At 36.4% G+C, this 19,017-nt stretch carries 17 protein-coding genes and 1 tRNA gene; 17 read left to right on the plus strand and 1 reads right to left on the minus strand.

Features of this window, described 5'->3' with window-relative positions:
• Positions 1–240 precede the first annotated feature (240 nt).
• The 17 genes from mraZ (at position 241) to LNQ34_RS12565 (ending at position 18,204) form a co-directional block, all read left to right on the plus strand.
• Complete coding sequence (gene mraZ / locus LNQ34_RS12485) at positions 241–714, plus strand: division/cell wall cluster transcriptional repressor MraZ (RefSeq protein WP_017497025.1); 474 nt, start codon at positions 241–243, stop codon at positions 712–714.
• A complete protein-coding gene (rsmH, locus tag LNQ34_RS12490) occupies positions 689–1,597 on the plus strand; it encodes a 16S rRNA (cytosine(1402)-N(4))-methyltransferase RsmH (protein ID WP_202703050.1) in 909 nt (302 codons plus the stop codon). Before mraZ ends, rsmH begins: the two co-directional genes overlap by 26 nt.
• Before the next feature lie 102 nt (positions 1,598–1,699).
• Positions 1,700–2,047: an FtsL-like putative cell division protein gene (locus LNQ34_RS12495; protein ID WP_017497023.1), complete on the plus strand. Its 348-nt coding sequence runs from the start codon at positions 1,700–1,702 to the stop codon at positions 2,045–2,047.
• Entirely contained in the window at positions 2,038–4,047 is a 2,010-nt protein-coding gene (locus tag LNQ34_RS12500; RefSeq protein ID WP_202703051.1) for a penicillin-binding protein, read from the plus strand. The genes LNQ34_RS12495 and LNQ34_RS12500 overlap by 10 nt, the downstream gene beginning before the upstream one ends.
• Entirely contained in the window at positions 4,044–5,507 is a 1,464-nt protein-coding gene (locus LNQ34_RS12505; RefSeq protein ID WP_229999986.1) for a UDP-N-acetylmuramoyl-L-alanyl-D-glutamate--2,6-diaminopimelate ligase, read from the plus strand. Before LNQ34_RS12500 ends, LNQ34_RS12505 begins: the two co-directional genes overlap by 4 nt.
• A gap of 100 nt (positions 5,508–5,607) precedes the next feature.
• On the plus strand, positions 5,608–6,843 hold the full coding sequence (mraY, locus tag LNQ34_RS12510; RefSeq protein ID WP_202703053.1) for a phospho-N-acetylmuramoyl-pentapeptide-transferase: 1,236 nt from the start codon (positions 5,608–5,610) through the stop codon (positions 6,841–6,843).
• 56 nt (positions 6,844–6,899) lie between these two features.
• A complete protein-coding gene (locus tag LNQ34_RS12515) occupies positions 6,900–7,250 on the plus strand; it encodes a four helix bundle protein (protein ID WP_230000591.1) in 351 nt (116 codons plus the stop codon).
• Positions 7,251–7,308: 58 nt separating this feature from the next.
• Complete coding sequence (gene murD, locus LNQ34_RS12520) at positions 7,309–8,640, plus strand: UDP-N-acetylmuramoyl-L-alanine--D-glutamate ligase (RefSeq protein WP_202703054.1); 1,332 nt, start codon at positions 7,309–7,311, stop codon at positions 8,638–8,640.
• A gap of 119 nt (positions 8,641–8,759) precedes the next feature.
• A complete protein-coding gene (locus LNQ34_RS12525; protein ID WP_229999988.1) occupies positions 8,760–9,086 on the plus strand; it encodes a four helix bundle protein in 327 nt (108 codons plus the stop codon).
• 40 nt (positions 9,087–9,126) lie between these two features.
• Positions 9,127–10,440 (plus strand): FtsW/RodA/SpoVE family cell cycle protein, encoded by a 1,314-nt coding sequence (locus LNQ34_RS12530; RefSeq protein WP_229999990.1) that lies wholly within the window; start codon positions 9,127–9,129, stop codon positions 10,438–10,440.
• Positions 10,441–10,541: 101 nt separating this feature from the next.
• Positions 10,542–11,633: an undecaprenyldiphospho-muramoylpentapeptide beta-N-acetylglucosaminyltransferase gene (gene murG / locus LNQ34_RS12535; RefSeq protein ID WP_229999992.1), complete on the plus strand. Its 1,092-nt coding sequence runs from the start codon at positions 10,542–10,544 to the stop codon at positions 11,631–11,633.
• A gap of 176 nt (positions 11,634–11,809) precedes the next feature.
• Positions 11,810–13,159: a UDP-N-acetylmuramate--L-alanine ligase gene (gene murC, locus LNQ34_RS12540; protein WP_202703057.1), complete on the plus strand. Its 1,350-nt coding sequence runs from the start codon at positions 11,810–11,812 to the stop codon at positions 13,157–13,159.
• Complete coding sequence (locus LNQ34_RS12545) at positions 13,146–13,868, plus strand: cell division protein FtsQ/DivIB (RefSeq protein WP_202703058.1); 723 nt, start codon at positions 13,146–13,148, stop codon at positions 13,866–13,868. The genes murC and LNQ34_RS12545 overlap by 14 nt, the downstream gene beginning before the upstream one ends.
• 6 nt (positions 13,869–13,874) lie before the next feature.
• A complete protein-coding gene (ftsA, locus tag LNQ34_RS12550; RefSeq protein ID WP_017497013.1) occupies positions 13,875–15,296 on the plus strand; it encodes a cell division protein FtsA in 1,422 nt (473 codons plus the stop codon).
• 84 nt (positions 15,297–15,380) lie between these two features.
• A complete protein-coding gene (gene ftsZ, locus LNQ34_RS12555; RefSeq protein ID WP_202703059.1) occupies positions 15,381–17,408 on the plus strand; it encodes a cell division protein FtsZ in 2,028 nt (675 codons plus the stop codon).
• 206 nt (positions 17,409–17,614) lie between these two features.
• On the plus strand, positions 17,615–18,064 hold the full coding sequence (locus LNQ34_RS12560) for a GatB/YqeY domain-containing protein (protein WP_202703060.1): 450 nt from the start codon (positions 17,615–17,617) through the stop codon (positions 18,062–18,064).
• A gap of 66 nt (positions 18,065–18,130) precedes the next feature.
• Positions 18,131–18,204, plus strand: a tRNA-Arg gene (locus LNQ34_RS12565).
• Positions 18,205–18,603: 399 nt separating this feature from the next.
• On the opposite strand, the gene LNQ34_RS12570 is transcribed toward LNQ34_RS12565, so the two are convergent.
• Positions 18,604–19,011 carry a hypothetical protein gene (locus tag LNQ34_RS12570; protein ID WP_229999994.1) on the minus strand — a complete coding sequence of 136 codons (408 nt, stop codon included), beginning with the start codon at positions 19,009–19,011 and terminating at the stop codon, positions 18,604–18,606.
• Positions 19,012–19,017 lie beyond the last annotated feature (6 nt).

A 19,017-nucleotide genomic window follows, 5' to 3' on the forward strand; every position in this document is an offset into this window, starting at 1 on the left:
TCGGTTTTTTAAATGTTAAGAAATCGGCAGAATAGCTAAATTTTTAAGAAAAATAGCGCGTAATTTTTTTGAATGATTAGTGTTATTGATAATTCGTTAATAATAAGTTAATGTATTGATCTTCTATCTGTTATGCAAAGTGGGGCGTAAGTGGTTAAACTTATTAACAAAGTGGTACATTGTGGTAAAATGTGGTAATATTTTTTATATTTTTGTCCTATAACATATTAATGAATTTTCTTGAACACAATTGTTGGAACATATGAGTGTAAAGTCGATGCTAAAGGGAGGCTGATGTTGCCTGCACCTTTGAAAAAGCAATTGACTTCCTCTCTTCAGAACGGATTTGTTTTGAAGCGTTCGGTTTTTCAACAGTGTTTAGAATTGTATCCAATGAGTGAATGGGATCTGATGATGCAAAAAATCAACAAGCTGAATCGCTTTGTAAAAAAGAACAATGATTTCATTCGAAGATTTACGGCAGGTGTGAAAGTGGTAGAGATTGATGCATTGGGGCGATTGCTGGTTCCGAAAGATTTGGTGACCTTTTCGGGTATTTCTAAAGATGTGGTTTTTTCATCTGCGGTTAATATTGTGGAGATTTGGGATAAGGATTTATATGAAAAATCAATAAGCGGCGAAGATATGGATTTTGCAGATTTAGCTGAAGAAGTAATGGGAAATATTAATGACGACGACAATGGAATATCATAATCCGGTTTTGCTTCATCCTACAGTTGATGGTTTAGATATTAAACCTGACGGCATTTATGTAGATGTTACGTTTGGCGGTGGGGGGCATTCAAAAGAAATTTTGAGACGATTAGGGCCAAACGGGAAATTATTTGCTTTTGATCAGGACGAAGATGCGCTTGCCAATGCACTACCGGATGAACGGTTTACCTTAATTAATGAGAATTTCAGATTCATAAAAAGGTTTTTGCGTTTTCATGGTGTTAAAGGTGTAGATGGAATTTTGGCTGACCTGGGTGTTTCATCTCATCAGTTTGACGTTCCGGAGAGAGGTTTCTCAACAAGATTTGATGCCGGACTGGATATGCGGATGAGTCAGAAAAATGATTTAAATGCTTATCGGGTGGTTAACGAATATGAAGAACAGGATTTACGTCGTGTTTTTTTTGATTATGGGGAGTTGAAGAACGCGCCGGTTTTAGCAAGAACAATTGTAGAAGCAAGACAAGGCTATCCAATCAAAACGACAGATGAACTGAAAGAAGTTCTGAAGAAATATCTGCCGGAAAAAGTTCGAAACAAAATACTGGCTCAGATTTACCAAGCGATTCGAATCGAGGTGAATCAGGAAATGGATGTTCTAAAAGAGTTTATTGAGCAGTCTTTGGAAATTTTAAAACCAGGCGGAAGATTCTCTGTTATCTCTTATCATTCTTTGGAAGACAGACTGGTAAAAAGATTCATCAAAAACGGAATGTTTGAAGGAGAACCAGAAAGAGACTTTTACGGAAACTTTTCAGTTCCGTTTAAAACGATAGGAAAACTGATTGTTCCGGATGAGGCTGAGATTAAAATCAACAACAGAGCAAGAAGTGCTAAATTAAGAATTGCTGAGAAGATATAGTTTGTGAGATGTTGGTTGTGAAATGTGAGTTTGACCATAAGCAGTTAAACGGTTGAACGATTCAACAATTAAACAGATTAGTATAATATATAGGTAGAAAAGATGAAAAGTGGTGTATTTGATATATTAAAGGCAAGGTTTCTGATCAACGATGATGCAGTAAAAAACTGGCGTTTCATTGTTTTTATTATTCTGCTTGCCATTTTGATGATCGCCAATACACAGCGTTACGAACAGAAGGTTTTTGAAATCGCAAAACTGAACAATGAAGTCAAAGAATTGCGATCTGAATTTGTAGACCGCCGTTCAGAGTTAATGAAGTTAAAAATGGAATCGACGATATCGGATAAAATGCTGGAGAAGAAAATTTTTCCATCCACAGTTCCTCCGATTAAAATAGAAGTAAAAAAAGAAGAAGAAAAAAGTTTCTTTAAAAGAATATGGCAGTAGAAGATAAACATATATCCTACAGAATTTACCTCGTAGCAGTTTTCATCTTTGTGATGGCAATTGCTATTGTTGTTAAGTTAACCAATATTCAATGGGTAGAAGGAGATTATTACAGAAAACTGGCGAAACAGCGTACCGTTAGAAATTTTGTAATTCCGGCAAACAAAGGAAATATCTATTCGGCTGACGGAAGTTTATTGGCTACATCTATTCCGAATTATGAAATTCGTTTTGATGCTAAAGCGCCAAAAACAGAGACTTTTGAAAAATACGTAAAAGCATTATCCGATTCATTGGCTACCGTTTTAGACAGACCGGCAGGTTATTATCAGCAGGAATTAAGAAAAGCCAGAGCCAACAAAAATCGTTATTATCTGATTGCCCGCAATTTGAGTTATACCGAATATGTGAAAATTAAAGGTTTTCCTTTGTTTAATCTGGGCGCTTTTAAAGGAGGGATAATTGTTGAACAGGAAACCGTTAGAAAACATCCGATAGGTAAAATTGCAGAACGAACCATTGGTTATGATCGAATTGACCCTGCAACCGGAATCGAAGTTGGTAAAGGAATCGAATGGGCTTATAAAAGTTATCTGAACGGGAAAGACGGAAAAATTTTAAAGCAAAAAATTGCAAAAGGACAATGGAAGCCTATTCGCGATTTAAATGAAGTAGATCCTGTAGACGGTTATGATGTGATTTCGACCATTGATGTTTTTATTCAGGATATTGCACATCATGCTTTATTAAAGCAATTGGAAGATTACGAAGCCGATCACGGTTGTGTGGTGGTAATGGAGACCGAAACGGGGCATGTAAAAGCAATCTCGAATCTGGGAAGATCAGAAGACGGATCGTACTATGAAACTACAAATTACGCTATAGCCGAGTCCCATGAGCCGGGATCGACATTTAAATTGGTCGATTTAATGGCGATTTTAGAAGATAAAGTAGCCGATACAAGTACTGTTTTTGACAGTCATGGAGGAGAAATGAGGTATTACGGACGTGCTGTTCGTGATTCGCACAGAGGCGGTTACGGGAAAATTTCGCTGGCACGAGGATTTGAACTTTCGTCCAATACCGTAATGGTTCAGGCTGTGTATGACAATTACAAAAGCAATCCGTCAAAGTTTGTAAATCATATTAATTCGTACGGATTAAATAAAACATTAGGATTGCATTTTAAAGGGGAAGGAAGGCCATATATTCCACAACCCGGAGACAAACACTGGTCAGGAGTTTCACTTCCGTGGATGGCTTTTGGTTATGGAGTTTCGGTTACGCCAATGCAAACCCTGGCGCTTTATAATGCCGTTGCGAACAATGGAGTTATGGTTAAGCCACAGTTTGTTTCGGAAATTAAAGAATGGAACAAAACGATTAATAAGTTTGAGGTAGAAGTTATCAATCCGAAAATATGTTCGCAGGAAACCATCGACAAGGTAAGAGCAGTATTGCTCAATGTGGTAAAAAAGGGAACGGGCTCTAAGCTGTATTCGAAAGATTTTTCGATGGCAGGAAAAACCGGAACAGCACAGGTGAATTATGGTGGAAAAGAAGGAAAATCAGGCTTGTATTATGCCTCTTCATTTGTGGGGTATTTTCCGGCTGAACATCCTAAATATTCTTGTATAGTAGTAGTGCATAAGCCTAATACATCAAAAAACAATTATTACGGAGCAGATGTTGCCGGGCCGGTTTTTAAAAGAATCGCCCAAAAAATATTTACAGATGCACCGTCAACCAATAGAATAAAAAGACTGGATTCAAGAATTCCAAAACAAGATGACAGTTATAATAAATATACGGCAGAAGCCAATAAAAAAATAAATCAGGTTCCTAATTTAAAAGGTATGCCGGGTATGGATGCAGTGGCATTGTTAGAAAACCTTGATTTAAAAGTGAGAGTTATCGGAGTAGGAAAGGTTAAAAAACAGTCTATTCAACCCGGACAAAATATTAGTAAAAACACAATCATAGTATTAGAATTATCGTGAAAATACTGAAAGACATATTATACAAAGTAGCGATTGAGTCTGTAACAGGTTCAACGGAAATCGATATACATAAAATTGATTTTGACTCAAGAAAAATTGAGGCAAATGATGTTTTCGTGGCTATTCGCGGATCACTTTCAGATGGTCATGATTATATTGAAAAAGCAATCCAATTAGGTGCCGTTGCGATTATTTGCGATACGCTGCCGGAAAACATTGAAAAAGGAATAACCTATATAAAAGTAAAAGATACTAATGCGGCTCTGGCTTTTATGGCAGCCAATTACTTCGGAAATCCATCCGAAAAGTTAAAGTTGGTTGGGGTTACCGGTACAAACGGAAAGACTACCATTGCATCATTGTTGTTTCAGTTGTTTCAAAAAGCAGGTTTTAAAGTTGGTTTATTGTCAACCGTAAAAATCATTGTCGATGAGACTGAATTTCCTGCCACACATACCACTCCGGATTCGATTACAATCAATCATTATCTGAACGAAATGATCGAAGCGGGTGTTACGCATTGTTTTATGGAAGTGAGTTCACACGGGATTCACCAAAAACGAACAGAGGCACTGCATTTTGTTGGAGGAATTTTTACGAATTTGTCACACGACCATTTGGATTATCACCCAACTTTTGCGGAATACAGAGATGTGAAAAAATCGTTTTTTGATTCTTTGCCTAAAACAGCTTTCGTTTTGTCTAACATCGATGATAAAAACGGATCGGTAATGCTGCAAAATACAGTAGCCAGAAAGTTTACCTACGCTTTAAAAACGTATGCCGACTTTAAAGCGCAGATTCTGGAGAGTCAGTTGTCGGGTTTATTATTGAAAGTTAATGATAATGAAGTTTGGGTAAAGCTAATCGGAACGTTTAATGCTTACAACGTTTTGGCAATTTACGGAACGGCTGTAGAGTTAGGAATGGATAGTCTCGAAGCGTTGCGCTTACTGTCTGATTTAGAAAGTGTTTCGGGGCGTTTTCAGTATATCGTTTCAGAAGGAAACATTACAGCAATAGTTGATTATGCACATACTCCCGATGCTTTAGATAATGTTTTAAAAACGATTAATGATATCCGTACCAAAAACGAGCAGCTGTTAACAGTTGTAGGTTGTGGTGGAAACAGAGATAAAACCAAAAGGCCTGTAATGGCAAAAATTGCTACAGATTTGAGCGATAAGGCAATTTTAACCTCAGATAATCCAAGAAATGAAGATCCTGAAGTGATTTTAGATGAAATGGAGAAAGGCGTTGAAGCTCACAATTATAAAAAAATATTAAGAATTTCAGATAGAAAACAAGCGATTAAAACGGCTTGTCAGTTGGCTCAGCCCAATGATATTATCCTAATTGCAGGGAAAGGGCATGAAACGTATCAGGAGATAAATGGGGTGCGTCATCATTTTGATGATATGGAAACGGTAAAGGAAATTTTAGAACAACTAGGAAAATAAAAGTTTAATCGGTGAATTGATTATTCGTTTAATCGAATAATTATTAAATCAAGAATAAACGAATAAACAAATCAACGATTAACCAAATAAACAAAGATATATGCTATACTATTTATTTGAATATTTAGACAAAACATTAGATGTACCGGGAACGGGTGTTTTTCAGTACATCACTTTCAGATCGGCTTTGGCATTTATGCTTTCGTTGCTTTTGTCAACGATTTACGGAAAAAGAATTATAAACTTTTTACGTAATCAGCAAGTTGGTGAAACCGTTCGTGAGTTAGGTCTTGCAGGTCAAAATGAAAAAGCAGGAACTCCAACAATGGGAGGACTGATTATCATTTTTGCAACGCTGGTACCGGTTTTGTTATTTGCTCGTTTGCATAATATCTATATCGTATTGCTTATTGTAACGACGCTTTGGATGGGTAGTATTGGTTTTGTGGACGATTATATCAAAATATTCAAAAAGGACAAACAAGGACTTAAAGGGATTTTTAAAGTGATCGGACAGGTTGGTCTTGGAATCATTGTGGGATCTGTTTTGTATTTTAATCCTGCTGTTACCGTTAGAACCGATACAGGGAGAACCGATGTTTTTAAAACAGCTACGAACAATTCAACTATAGTTTTGCCGGCACCGGTAGAAGAAAAATCTACAGCAACTACAATTCCTTTCGTAAAAAATAATGAATTTGACTATGCTGAAGTTTTAGCCTGGACAGGTGAAGGGTATGAAAAATGGGCCTGGCTGATTTTTATTCCGGTGGTTATTTTTATCATCACAGCGGTTTCAAACGGAGCTAATTTAACGGATGGTATTGACGGACTCGCGGCCGGAACTTCGGCGGTTTCTGTACTCGCACTCGGGATATTTACATTCGTTTCCGGGAATATTATTTTCTCCAACTATCTGAATATAATGTACATCCCCAATTCGGGAGAAATGACCGTGTTTATATCCGCATTTGTGGGAGCTTTAATTGGATTTCTGTGGTACAATTCATTTCCGGCATCTGTATTTATGGGAGATACAGGAAGTTTGACCATTGGAGGAATTATTGCTGTTTTAGCGATTGCCGTTCGTAAAGAGATATTGATTGTTTTATTCTGCGGAATTTTCCTTGCCGAAAGTGCTTCCGTAATTATTCAGGTGACCTATTTTAAATATACAAAAAAGCGTTTCGGAGAGGGACGAAGAATTTTCCTGATGTCACCGCTGCATCATCATTATCAGAAAAAGGGATATCATGAAAGTAAGATTGTGACCCGCTTCTGGATTGTTGCTGTAATGTTAGCCATATTGTCAATCGTTACTTTAAAACTAAGATAGTTTTGAATTAAAAATTGAGAATTAAAAATTGAAAGTTCTTAGAAAGGAAAGAAAATATTATTCAGGGTAAATCCTTTCTTTTCGCGGTTAGAATTGTCAATTTATATAAATATCTGACGGCCGAAAAGAAAGAGTTTGTTTTGAGTAAGCAGATTCTAAGATGTGGGACTTCTATTGGAGCGAACATCGAAGAGTCAATCGGGGGACGTTCTGATAAGGAGTTTCTGTTTAAACTGGAAATCTCATATAAAGAAGCAAGAGAAACAATTTATTGGTTGAAACTCTTGAAAGCAACGGATTATATTTCTGCAGTTGAATTCGAAAGCATTCATAAGGAAGCAGAGGAGATATGTAAAATATTAGCGAAAATTATATTAACCTTAAAAGGGAAAAATGCAAATAATTAGAGGTCTTGAGTATAGCAGATTTTTAATTTTTAATTCTCAATTTTTAATTTTATAAAGTATGAGGTTAGTGGTTTTAGGCGGAGGAGAAAGCGGCGTAGGTACTGCTATTCTCGGAAAGAAAAAAGGATATGATGTTTTTGTATCAGATTTTGGAAAGATAAAAGAGAGTTACAAAGAAGTTCTTATCATTAATAAAATTCCCTGGGAAGAAGAACAGCATACCGAAGATCTGATCTTAAATGCTGATGTGGTTATGAAGAGTCCGGGCATTCCTGAAAAGTCACCAATTGTAAAGAAGTTGGTAGCAGCGGGAGTAAAAGTGATTTCGGAAATAGAATTTGCAAAACCTTTTACAGAAGCATTGACTATTGGAATCACAGGTAGTAACGGAAAAACGACTACCACTATGCTGACACATTATTTATTAAAATCAGCAGGTTTGAATGTAGGTTTGGGAGGGAATATAGGAAAGAGTTTTGCCTGGCAGGTAGCCGAGAATAAATACGATGCATACGTTCTTGAATTAAGCAGTTTTCAGTTAGACGGAATAATAGATTACAGACCGGATATTGCGATCATAACCAATATCAGTCCCGATCACCTCGATAGATATGAATATAAATATGAGAATTATATCAATTCGAAATTCCGAATAACGATGAACCAGACCGAAAGTGATTATCTCATTTACGATGCAGATGATGAGGCAAGTACAGAATGGTTAAAAAACAACAAAACAAAAGCAAAATTAATTCCTTTCTCATTGACGAAATCATTCGATGAAGGAGCTTCTATAAATAACAACAAAATGGAAATAAAGATCAACCAAGAAGAGTTTACAATGGACACAGAACACATTGCGTTAGAAGGAAAACATAACATGAAAAACGCAATGGCAGCAAGCTCTGTAGCGAAATTGATGCAAATTAGAAATGCAACAATTCGCGAAAGTTTATCTAATTTTCAGGGTGTTGAACACCGTTTAGAAAAAGTACTTAAAATTCAGAATGTACAATATATCAACGATTCAAAAGCAACAAATGTTAATGCGACTTTCTTTGCTTTAGACAGTATGAACGTTCCAACAGTATGGATTGTTGGTGGAGTAGATAAAGGAAACGATTACAACGAACTGATGTCATTAGTTCGCGAAAAAGTAAAAGCTATTATTTGCCTTGGAATTGATAATCATAAAATTATCAGCGCCTTTGGAAATGTGGTTGACATCATGGTCGAAGTAAATAACATGAACGATGCTGTAAAAACAGCACAGCGTTTAACAGAAAAAGGCGACGCTGTTTTATTGTCTCCGGCCTGCGCAAGTTTCGATTTATTCGAAAGCTACGAAGATAGAGGAAGGCAGTTTAAGCAAGCCGTTCACAATTTGTAATTTTAGATTTATGAGTTTAGATTTTAGATTTTTCTAGACTTTAAGATTAATGAATTTTTAAGTTCTTTTTGATTATGACGACGGATGAAATGAAGTTGAGAACAAAAAAGTTCTCTTTGATGGTGATTGATTTAGCTGAGAAAATGCCAAGTACAAATGTTACGAGATCAATTACAAATCAGATGGTAAGGAGTGGAACATCAGTTGGAGCAAATTATCGGGCAGTATGCCGAGCCAGAAGTGATAAGGAGTTTGTTGCTAAAATGAATATCGTTTTAGAAGAAGCAGATGAAACTTTATTCTGGCTTGAAATTATAAGAGAAAAAGAATGGATCGATAAATCTGAATTAGAAATAGTTTGGAAAGAAGGTAATGAACTGACGGCAATTTTTGTCAGTAGTTTAAAAACAGTAAATAACAGAATTAATAAAGAGACTAAGGTTTAGAAAAATCTAAAATCTAAACTCATAAATCTAAAATAGCATTATGAAAGAGCTGGTGAACAAATTAAAAGGAGACAGAGTAATATGGTCATTCGTGGCTTTATTGGCATTGTTTTCGTTTATGCCTGTTTTTAGTGCGAGTAGTAATCTGGCCTATATCGGTCATGGGACCGGAAATACATTAGGTTATTTAGTGAAGCATTTGGCTCACGTTTGTATTGGTTTTCTGATTATTTACTGGGTGCATCGCGTGCCGTATCATTATTTCAGGGCGATTTCGAAAATTGCACTGCCTATAGTGTGGTTTTTGCTGCTTTATACCTTGTTGAAAGGAACTGTTATTGCAGGTGCAAATGCGAGCCGTTGGATTCAGGTTCCTTTTATCGGAATTACGTTTCAAACGTCGACCTTGGCGGCCAGTATATTATTCATATTTGTGGCGCGTTATTTGTCGAAAACGAAAGAAGAAAATGAACCTTTTCAGGTATCGCTGATACAGCTTTGGCTGCCGGTTTTTATAACACTGGCACTTATTTTACCGGCGAACTTCTCAACCACAGCGTTGATTTTTGCAATGGTAATTATGCTGACATTTATTGGCAGGTATCCATTAAAATATATTGGTTTTATTATCGGTTCCGGAATTGCCATGTTTGCGTTCTTCCTTTTGGTTGCAAAAGCATTCCCGGATTCCAGATTCTTTAGCAGGGTTAGTACCTGGGGAAGTCGTATTGAAAACTTTACCACCGACAAACCGGATGAAGATGATTATCAGATTGAGAAAGCAAAAATTGCAATAGCATCAGGAAGATTAGGAGGAGTAGGTCCGGGAAAAAGCGTTCAGAAAAACTTTTTGCCACAGTCTTCTTCCGATTTTATTTATGCGATTATTGTAGAAGAATACGGTTTAGTAGGTGGGGTAGCAATATTGATTTTGTACTTATTATTATTGTTCCGATTTGTGATCGCCTCACACAAGGCAAATACATTATTTGGAAAGCTCGTCGTCGTCGGACTTGGGTTTCCGATGATCTTTCAGGCAATGATCAATATGGCTGTTGCAGTGGAGTTGCTTCCGGTAACAGGGCAAACACTTCCGTTGATCAGTAGTGGAGGTAGTTCGATTTGGATGACCTGTTTCTCCCTCGGAATTATCATTAGTGTGACAAAAAAAGAAGAAGAAATTGCTGAAGAACAGGAGGAAAAAGAAAGAAGAAGAGAAGCCCTTCAAAGATTAATTGATAAAGAATTAGCAGAAGAAGATCTGCCTGCTAACGAAAAGATATATGAAGAAGAGGGATTGTATTCCATTGAAGACAATTCCAGAAATCCGATGAATGCAGTTTTAAATAAGTAAGAATAGAGCTGAGAGAATAGAAGAAAGAGAATAGAGAAATAGGTTGATAAGTATTGAGAGCACTCACAATTCATAACTCACAACTCATAACTAAAAAAAACATGACAAAATATAAATTCATATTAAGTGGTGGTGGTACAGGAGGGCATATCTATCCTGCAATTGCTATTGCAAATGAATTAAAATTACAATTCCCTGACGCTGAGTTTCTTTTTGTAGGTGCCAAGGATAAAATGGAAATGCAGAAAGTGCCTCAGGCGGGTTATGAAATCAAAGGACTTTGGATTGCAGGTTTGCAAAGAAAACTTACGCTGCAAAATTTAATGTTTCCGTTAAAATTGGCAAAAAGTTTGCTGGAGTCACGACGAATCATAAAACAATTTAAGCCAAATGTTGTAATTGGTACCGGAGGTTTTGCCAGCGGACCTTTATTAAAGGCAGCAGGTTCGGCCGGAATTCCAACAGTCATTCAGGAACAGAATTCGTTTCCGGGAATTACGAATAAACTGCTAAGTAAAAAAGCCAATGCAATTTGTGTTGCTTATGATAACCTGGAGCGTTTTTTTCCAAAAGAAAAAATTGTTTTAACCGGAAATCCGGTTCGTCAGGATCTCATTGATATTGACAGCAAGCATGAAGAGGCGATTGCTTTTTATGGACTAGATCCGAATAAAAAAATATTGTTGGTTTTAGGAGGGAGTTTAGGAGCGAGAAGGATCAATCAGTTAATCGAGAAAGAATTGCAAAATTTTCTTTCGCAGGACGTTCAGATAATCTGGCAATGCGGGAAGTTGTATTTTGAAGAATATAAAAAATACAATCAGCAAAATGTTAAGGTAGTTGATTTTATTGAAAGAATGGATTTTGTATATGCGGCTGCCAATGTGATTATTTCACGTGCCGGAGCCTCATCGGTTTCCGAATTGTGTATTGTAGGGAAACCGGTTATATTTATTCCGTCGCCTAATGTTGCTGAAGATCATCAGACTAAAAATGCACAGGCAATCGTAGATGCTAAAGGAGCTATTTTACTGAAGGAATCAGAATTGGATAATGAATTTAGTATTGTTTTTGAAGCCTTGCTTAAAGATGAAGGGAAGCAAAAACAATTAAGTGCAAATATTAAAAAATTGGCAAAACCAAAAGCGACACAGGATATTGTAGCAGAGATTGTGAAGCTTATTCAGCTATAGGCTATAGGCAGTAAGCTTTAAGCTTGCCCTAAAGCTTAAAACACAAAAGAGAATAAATAATAAACACAAAAGGTTGAGTGCTTAAAGCAAGAAAAGAATAAAAAATAAAGACAAAAGTGGAAGGCTTAAAGCCTAAAGCGTAATGCTTAAAGCAGAAAAAAAAAGCAAAAGAAAAAATGAATTTAAATCAAATACAAAACGTTTATTTTATTGGTATTGGAGGCATCGGAATGAGTGCCCTGGCCCGCTATTTTAAAAATATAGGGAAACAGGTTTCCGGTTACGATAAGACACCATCTATGCTGACAAGCGAGTTGATTGAAAGCGGTATTGATATTCATTTTGAAGATAATATTGGTTTAATTCCAAAGGACTATTATATTGAGAATACACTGGTGATTATTACACCGGCTGTACCCAAAACACATGCTGAATGGAATTATTTTACAGAAAGAGATTATGTGGTTAAAAAACGTGCTGAAGTTTTAGGGATTATCACTAAAGATACGTTTTGTTTTGCTGTGGCAGGAACACATGGAAAAACCACAACCTCAAGTATTTTGGGGCATATACTGTATGAAAGCGGAGCAGATGTGACTGCTTTTGTGGGAGGCATTGTAGAGAATTACAATTCGAATTTAATTGGAGAAGGAAAAACGGTTACCGTAGTGGAAGCAGATGAATTTGATCGTTCGTTTTTGCACTTGCATCCTAATATTGCCTGTATCACTTCAATGGATGCAGATCATTTGGATATTTACGGAACCAGTGATGCAATTGAGGCTTCGTTTGTAGAATTTGCTTCAAAAGTAGAAGATAAAAATAAGCTGTTTATAACCAAAGAATTACCTCTTGAAGGAGTTCAGTGTGCTATAAACGAAGAAGCTGTATACAAGGCTTTTAATGTTCGTATCGACAACGGAAGTTATGTTTTTGATGTGCAGACGCCAGCAGAAGTGATGACAGACTTGCGTTTCGGATTACCGGGGAAACACAATTTAATGAATGGACTAATGGCTATTGCGATGGCTAAAACGTTCGGCACCCCGACCGACTCCATTGCAAAGGCCATTGCTTCATTCAACGGAATCAGAAGACGTTTTTCGTATCAGATTAAATCTGAAAATTTAGTCTATATAGATGACTATGCACATCATCCAACAGAACTAAATGCAGTACATCAGGCAGTTAGGGAATTGTATCCGGGACGTAAAGTACTGGCTATTTTTCAGCCGCATTTATTCAGCAGAACCAGAGATTTTGCCGATGGATTCGCGGAGAGTTTATCAGCATTTGATGAAGTGTTTCTGATGGATATTTATCCGGCACGTGAATTACCGATGGAAGGGATTACATCAGAATGGCTGTTGGGAAAAATGACAAATTCGAACAAAAAAATTGTTGCAAAAGAGGATTTATTAGCGGAGATCAAAGCCAGTGATGCGCCAATAATTGTAACAATAGGAGCTGGTGATCTTGGTGAGATGGTTCCTTCAATTAAAAAAATGCTGAATGAAAATATTTAATTGGACAAATATTCGTTTGATACTCATTTTTGGGTTGGTTATTTTTTTATATTCCTTCGCTCAACATCGAAATGGAGATCGAAAATTAAAAAAATCCACGGTCGTTTTTGTAGGAGAAAACACCCTGTTTGTAAAGCCTGAAACGGTTAATAAATTGTTGATAGAAAATAAAAAAGACGCTTCCAGTATTAGAAAAGATGAATTAGATTTGAATAAGATAGAGAAAACCCTCAATGCGCAAGACATGATTGAAAAGTCAGATGTTTTTGTAAGCATTGACGGCGTTCTAAAAGCAGTAGTAAAACAGAAGACGCCAATAGCAAGAGTTTATGATGGTGATCGATCTTTTTATATTGACTATGAGGGTAATAAAATGCCCTTGTCGGACAATTATACTGCGAGAGTTCCTCTTGTTTCGGGGGCAATTAATAAAAAAAATAACGAAGATTTAGCTGCTTTATTTCGCACAATTTATGACGATGCGTTTTTGAAAAAAAACATCATTGCTATACAAATTATGCCTAATGGCAGCTTAAAAATGTTTAATAGAAACTATAATTACTTCATCGATTTTGGCAGAACGATGAATGTTGATAAGAAATTTAATAACTATAAAGCCTTTTTTCAAAAAGCGGTTTTAGATAGTTCGTTATACAAATACAATAAAATTGACCTTAGGTTTACGGAACAAGTAGTTTGCACAAAATAATAGAAAATGGAAAAAGATAACATTGCAGTAGGTCTAGATATTGGAACAACCAAAATAGTTGCCATGATAGGCAAGAAAAATGAGTATGGTAAACTGGAAATTTTGGGGATTGGGAAATCCAAAAGTTTGGGAGTGGCGAGAGGAGTTGTAAACAACATTACGCAAACTATTCAATCAATTCAGCAAGCAATACTTGAAGCAGAAAATAATTCAGGTTATAAAATTAAAGATGTGGTAGTAGGTATCGCCGGACAGCACATCAGAAGTATACAGCATACCGATTACATCAGCCGTAATAATCCGGAGGAAGTAATTGGCGAAAAAGATATTCAGCTTTTGATCGATCAGGTAAATAAACTGGCGATGTTACCGGGAGAAGAAATTATTCACGTCTTGCCGCAAGAATTTAAAATCGACGGGCAGTCTGAGATTAAAGAGCCAATCGGAATGTATGGCGGAAGATTAGAATCCAGTTTTCACGTTGTAGTGGGGCAGGCTTCTTCAATCAGAAACGTGGGAAGATGTATTCAGAGTTCAGGAATTGAATTGTCCGGATTAACCTTAGAGCCTTTGGCTTCTGCGGATGCAGTTTTAAGTCAGGAAGAAAAAGAAGCCGGAGTTGCGTTGATTGATATTGGTGGAGGAACAACAGACTTAGCCATTTTTAAAGATGGTATTATTCGCCACACAGCAGTAATTCCTTTTGGAGGAAATGTAATTACAGATGATATAAAAGAAGGCTGTTCGATTATCGAAAAACAAGCAGAGCTTTTAAAAATAAAATTCGGATCGGCCTGGCCGGGAGAGAATAAAGACAATGAAATTGTTTCTATTCCGGGATTAAGAGGAAGAGAGCCAAAAGAAATTTCGCTTAAAAACTTATCTAAAATTATTCATGCCCGTGTGGTGGAGATTGTAGAGCAGGTTTTTGCAGAAATTAAGGCTTACGGACACGAAGATCCACGTAAAAAATTAATTGCCGGTATCGTGCTTACGGGCGGAGGTGCTCAACTAAAACACATCAAGCAATTAGTAGAGTACATTACAGGAATGGATACGAGAATTGGATATCCAAACGAGCACCTGGCAGGAAATTCCAGTGAAGAAATCTCCAGTCCGTTATTTGCGACCGCAGTTGGTTTAGTAATGAATAGTATCGAGAATAGTACGCAAAGTGCTGTTAGAATGGAGATTGTAAACGATCAGCCAAAAGTGGTTTACAGAAATGTACCGCCACCGATACAACAGCCGGTGCAACAGCGATACGAAGTTGAAGAAAACTACGTTGAAAGAGTAGAAACTATCGAAGAAACCAGAGAAGTTAGAAACAGCGTCTCTAAAGAAGAATCTACAGAAACAAAAATCAGAAGATCATTTTTTGACCGATATGTCGATAAAATCAAAGATTTTTTAGACAACGCAGAATAAGATAATAAAAGAAAAGGATTACTTTATTGGCCCCAAGTCAAGAAGTAAAAAATGTATTAAATAAGAATTTCAAAAACCAAAAAGATGATGAGCAACTCAGAATTTGGAAGTATTTCATTTGATTTACCAAAAAACCAATCAAATGTAATCAAAGTAATAGGTGTAGGTGGAGGTGGTAGTAATGCTATCAACCATATGTTTAAACAAGGTATTAAAGGCGTAGATTTTATCGTCTGTAATACCGATTCACAGGCACTGCAGAACAGTTCGGTTCCTAATAAGATTCAGTTAGGAATGAACTTAACAGAAGGTCTTGGTGCAGGAGCAAATCCTGATGTGGGACAGCAATCTGCTATAGAAAGTATCGCTGATATCGAAAAAATGTTAGACCGTGGTACTAAGATGGTATTTATTACCGCTGGTATGGGTGGAGGAACTGGTACAGGTGCAGCTCCGGTAATTGCACAGTTAGCTAAAGAAAGAGAGATCCTGACCGTTGGTATTGTGACGATTCCTTTTCAGTTTGAAGGGAAAGTACGTCAGGAGCAGGCACTTTTAGGAATTGAGAAATTGCGTAAGCAGGTCGATTCATTAATCGTGATCAACAATAATAAATTAAGAGAAGTATATGGAAATCTTGGTTTTAAAGCCGGATTCTCTAAAGCGGATGAAGTTTTGGCAACAGCCTCAAGAGGTATTGCTGAAGTAATTACGCATCACTATACTCAAAATATCGATTTACGTGACGCTAAAACTGTTCTTTCGAATAGTGGAACGGCGATCATGGGATCTTCTGTGGCAGAGGGCGAGAACAGAGCTAAGGAAGCTATTATTTCGGCATTGGACTCTCCGTTGCTGAACGATAATAAAATTACAGGAGCCAAAAACGTATTGTTGCTTATCGTTTCTGGATCAAATGAGATTACTTTGGATGAAATTGGAGAAATAAACGATCACATCCAGGTGGAAGCAGGTTACAATGCAAATATCATCATGGGAGTTGGTGAAGACGAAGCTCTTGGTGATGCTATTGCCGTAACTATTATTGCGACAGGTTTTGATGTTGAACAGCAAAATGATATCGTTAATACAGAGCCTAAAAAAATCATTCATACCTTGGAAGATGAGCAAAGAAGTGTTCATAATCTAACCAATAAGTCAGTTACTTCTTTTGATTTAACAATTGATACACCAACCAGTAAATCAGAAGAAAAAATTGTTTTTGATTTAATGGACGATGAAGACACGGTTGCTCCCGTAACTCCCACTCCGGTTGTACCAGTTGCAGCTGCACCATTTGAAGTTGCTCCGGTGGCAGTTGCTCCAGCGATGAATCAGGAAGAGTTAGTGGTAATGTCTGAGTTTATCAAAAATTTGGATGTTACGTTTGAAATTGTTTCGCCGATAACCGATATCGATTTTACGATTACGAGTCCGCAAGCCGAAGCTTTTCAGGATATAAAACCTGTTCAGCAAGTGCAGCAAAGAACATTCGAAAGAGAAGAGCAAACGACATTCTCCTTTGATTTGCCAATTTTCAGATCCGAACCAGAAGTTAGGAAAGAGCCAGTTGTTGAAGAAACTAAAGTTTTATTCGAATTAACAAACGAAACCCGTAATATTAAAGTAAATGATCCGGTTTCATTTGTACCGGTAACCGAGCTTTCTGATAAAGGAGTTATCAAGTATTCTTTAGAGGAATACATGGAAGTTGAAAACGATTTAATGACGTCAAAACCGGTTGAAAAAGTGGTAGAAGAAGTAATTCCTGCAGAATTAAATATCACCATGAAACCAAGACCTGATTTCGCTGTTGAACCGGATTACTCCACAACAGCAAATGTGTCTCCGATGGAATTGACAATTGAAGAGACTTTACGTTTAAGAGCAGAAGAAAGAAGAAAAAAATTAAAAGAATTTAATTATAAATTCCATAATAATGTGTCCAGAATTGATGAATTGGAGAAAGAGCCTGCTTACAAAAGATTAGGTATCGATTTGTCTAATTCACAAGCAAACAACACAAACTCAAGAATTTCGGTTGGAACAGACAGTAACAACGATTTGCAATTGCGTTCAAACAATTCGTTTTTGCACGACAACGTAGACTAGTTTTAAAATCATAATAATTGGATAACCCGAAAATTGGATTTAATTTTCGGGTTATTTTTTTTATCTTCGCACAGAATTTAAAATTTGACTTCCCAAACAGGTTTTTAAAGTGAATCTTATTAGTCAGCTTAAGCGAAGGAGAAAATATAATTTTAAAGGTAATCGATCAATCTATAAGCCTTGGCTTATTTAAATAAAATTAGAAAATGAGTTTACAAACACTAATCATGGACGAGATTAAAACCGCCATGAAAGCGAAAGATACAGTAAGTTTAGAAGCATTAAGAGCTATTAAGTCTGAAATGTTACTGGCTGCAACGGCTTCAGGTTCTAAAGAAGAATTAACAGAAGACGATGAAATTAAATTGCTTCAGAGATTGGTGAAAACCCGTAAAGAAAGCGCCAGAATTTTCACAGAGCAAAATCGTCCTGATTTAGCAGAGCCTGAATTGGCTCAAGTAGCTGTAATCGAGAAGTTTTTACCGGCTCAGTTAAGTGAAGAAGAAGTAGAAGCAGTAGTAGCAAAAATCATTGCTGAAACTGGAGCTGTTGGAATTGCTTCAATGGGTAAAGTGATGGGATTGGCTTCTGCACAATTGGGAGGAACAGCTGAAGGGAAAACCATTTCTACAATTGTAAAAAAGTTATTATCGTAAATAATTTCATGATTTCAGAGTTTAGTTCAGAATTTGAACTCTGAAATCATAAATCTAAAATAAGAAGACCTCGTAGTTCAACTGGATAGAATATCAGATTTCGGCTCTGAGGGTTGGGGGTTCGAACCCCTCCGGGGTCACTATTAATTTTAAAAGCCTGAGAATGTAGATTCTTAGGCTTTTTTTTGTGGCTCTATTTTTTTTGAGATTTTATTAGAGTTTTGTAAATGCCTATATTCTACGGAGATTTCGGCTCGAACCCCATCATGGGCTGTTAAGTTTTTTGATTCTTTTTTAGGGCTTTATAGTTAAGGTTTAATCTCAAATTGAACTCTATTTTAGATTAGCACATCTAATCCAAATAAAAAAGCATTTTCGCATTAAGCCTGTTGCCCAAATCCGTTGTAGTAGCTTCTGGCGTTACGGTATTATAATGGAACTGATATTTTTATCCTTATTTTTTAAGTATCTTCTTTACGCGATTCTGCTGACAAAGATAATTTTCTTATTTCAATATCAATATTTCTGATATAGCGTTTCTATAGATAAACTGTTGCGATTCCTAAAAAAAGGGTAATTATAAAGGAGTAAATCGTTAACGTCGCAAATTGTTTACATAAATTATATAATTCGTAAAGATTCGCATCTTGTAAATTTTCAAAATCCTCATTTTTTGTAATGTACCCTATTTCAACTATTTTACCTCGGTCATGTATATTTCCATAATTAATAACATATTTTTCAAACAAATCAGGATGTGTGTTTTTAAGTGCTGTACTAAATTCGTGTACTTTGTTGTATGAACTTAAAGCAAAAACAGGGAAAGTTGGAATTGCAAAAATGATTGGAGAGAAATTTTTAATTGGCTTTGGAAATATAAATAACCAAATTATGTTAAATAAGAGTATTGAATAAAAATATATTTGAATTTTGGATGATTTGCTCATGCTATA

Origin of the sequence: Flavobacterium lipolyticum, from assembly GCF_020905335.1 — a bacterium.
In the GTDB taxonomy this organism is placed as follows: domain Bacteria; phylum Bacteroidota; class Bacteroidia; order Flavobacteriales; family Flavobacteriaceae; genus Flavobacterium; species Flavobacterium lipolyticum.

Excerpts from the sequence above, each read along its gene's own strand:
- rsmH (WP_202703050.1), top strand. The coding sequence starts at position 689 with ATGACGACGACAATGGAATATCATAATCCGGTTTTGCTTCATCCTACA.
- LNQ34_RS12495 (WP_017497023.1), top strand. The coding sequence starts at position 1,700 with ATGAAAAGTGGTGTATTTGATATATTAAAGGCAAGGTTTCTGATCAAC.
- LNQ34_RS12500 (WP_202703051.1), top strand. The coding sequence starts at position 2,038 with ATGGCAGTAGAAGATAAACATATATCCTACAGAATTTACCTCGTAGCA.
- mraY (WP_202703053.1), top strand. The coding sequence starts at position 5,608 with ATGCTATACTATTTATTTGAATATTTAGACAAAACATTAGATGTACCG.
- murD (WP_202703054.1), top strand. The coding sequence starts at position 7,309 with ATGAGGTTAGTGGTTTTAGGCGGAGGAGAAAGCGGCGTAGGTACTGCT.
- LNQ34_RS12525 (WP_229999988.1), top strand. The coding sequence starts at position 8,760 with ATGGTGATTGATTTAGCTGAGAAAATGCCAAGTACAAATGTTACGAGA.
- LNQ34_RS12530 (WP_229999990.1), top strand. The coding sequence starts at position 9,127 with ATGAAAGAGCTGGTGAACAAATTAAAAGGAGACAGAGTAATATGGTCA.
- murG (WP_229999992.1), top strand. The coding sequence starts at position 10,542 with ATGACAAAATATAAATTCATATTAAGTGGTGGTGGTACAGGAGGGCAT.
- murC (WP_202703057.1), top strand. The coding sequence starts at position 11,810 with ATGAATTTAAATCAAATACAAAACGTTTATTTTATTGGTATTGGAGGC.
- LNQ34_RS12545 (WP_202703058.1), top strand. The coding sequence starts at position 13,146 with ATGAAAATATTTAATTGGACAAATATTCGTTTGATACTCATTTTTGGG.
- ftsA (WP_017497013.1), top strand. The coding sequence starts at position 13,875 with ATGGAAAAAGATAACATTGCAGTAGGTCTAGATATTGGAACAACCAAA.
- ftsZ (WP_202703059.1), top strand. The coding sequence starts at position 15,381 with ATGATGAGCAACTCAGAATTTGGAAGTATTTCATTTGATTTACCAAAA.
- LNQ34_RS12560 (WP_202703060.1), top strand. The coding sequence starts at position 17,615 with ATGAGTTTACAAACACTAATCATGGACGAGATTAAAACCGCCATGAAA.
- LNQ34_RS12570 (WP_229999994.1), bottom strand. The coding sequence starts at position 19,011 with ATGAGCAAATCATCCAAAATTCAAATATATTTTTATTCAATACTCTTA.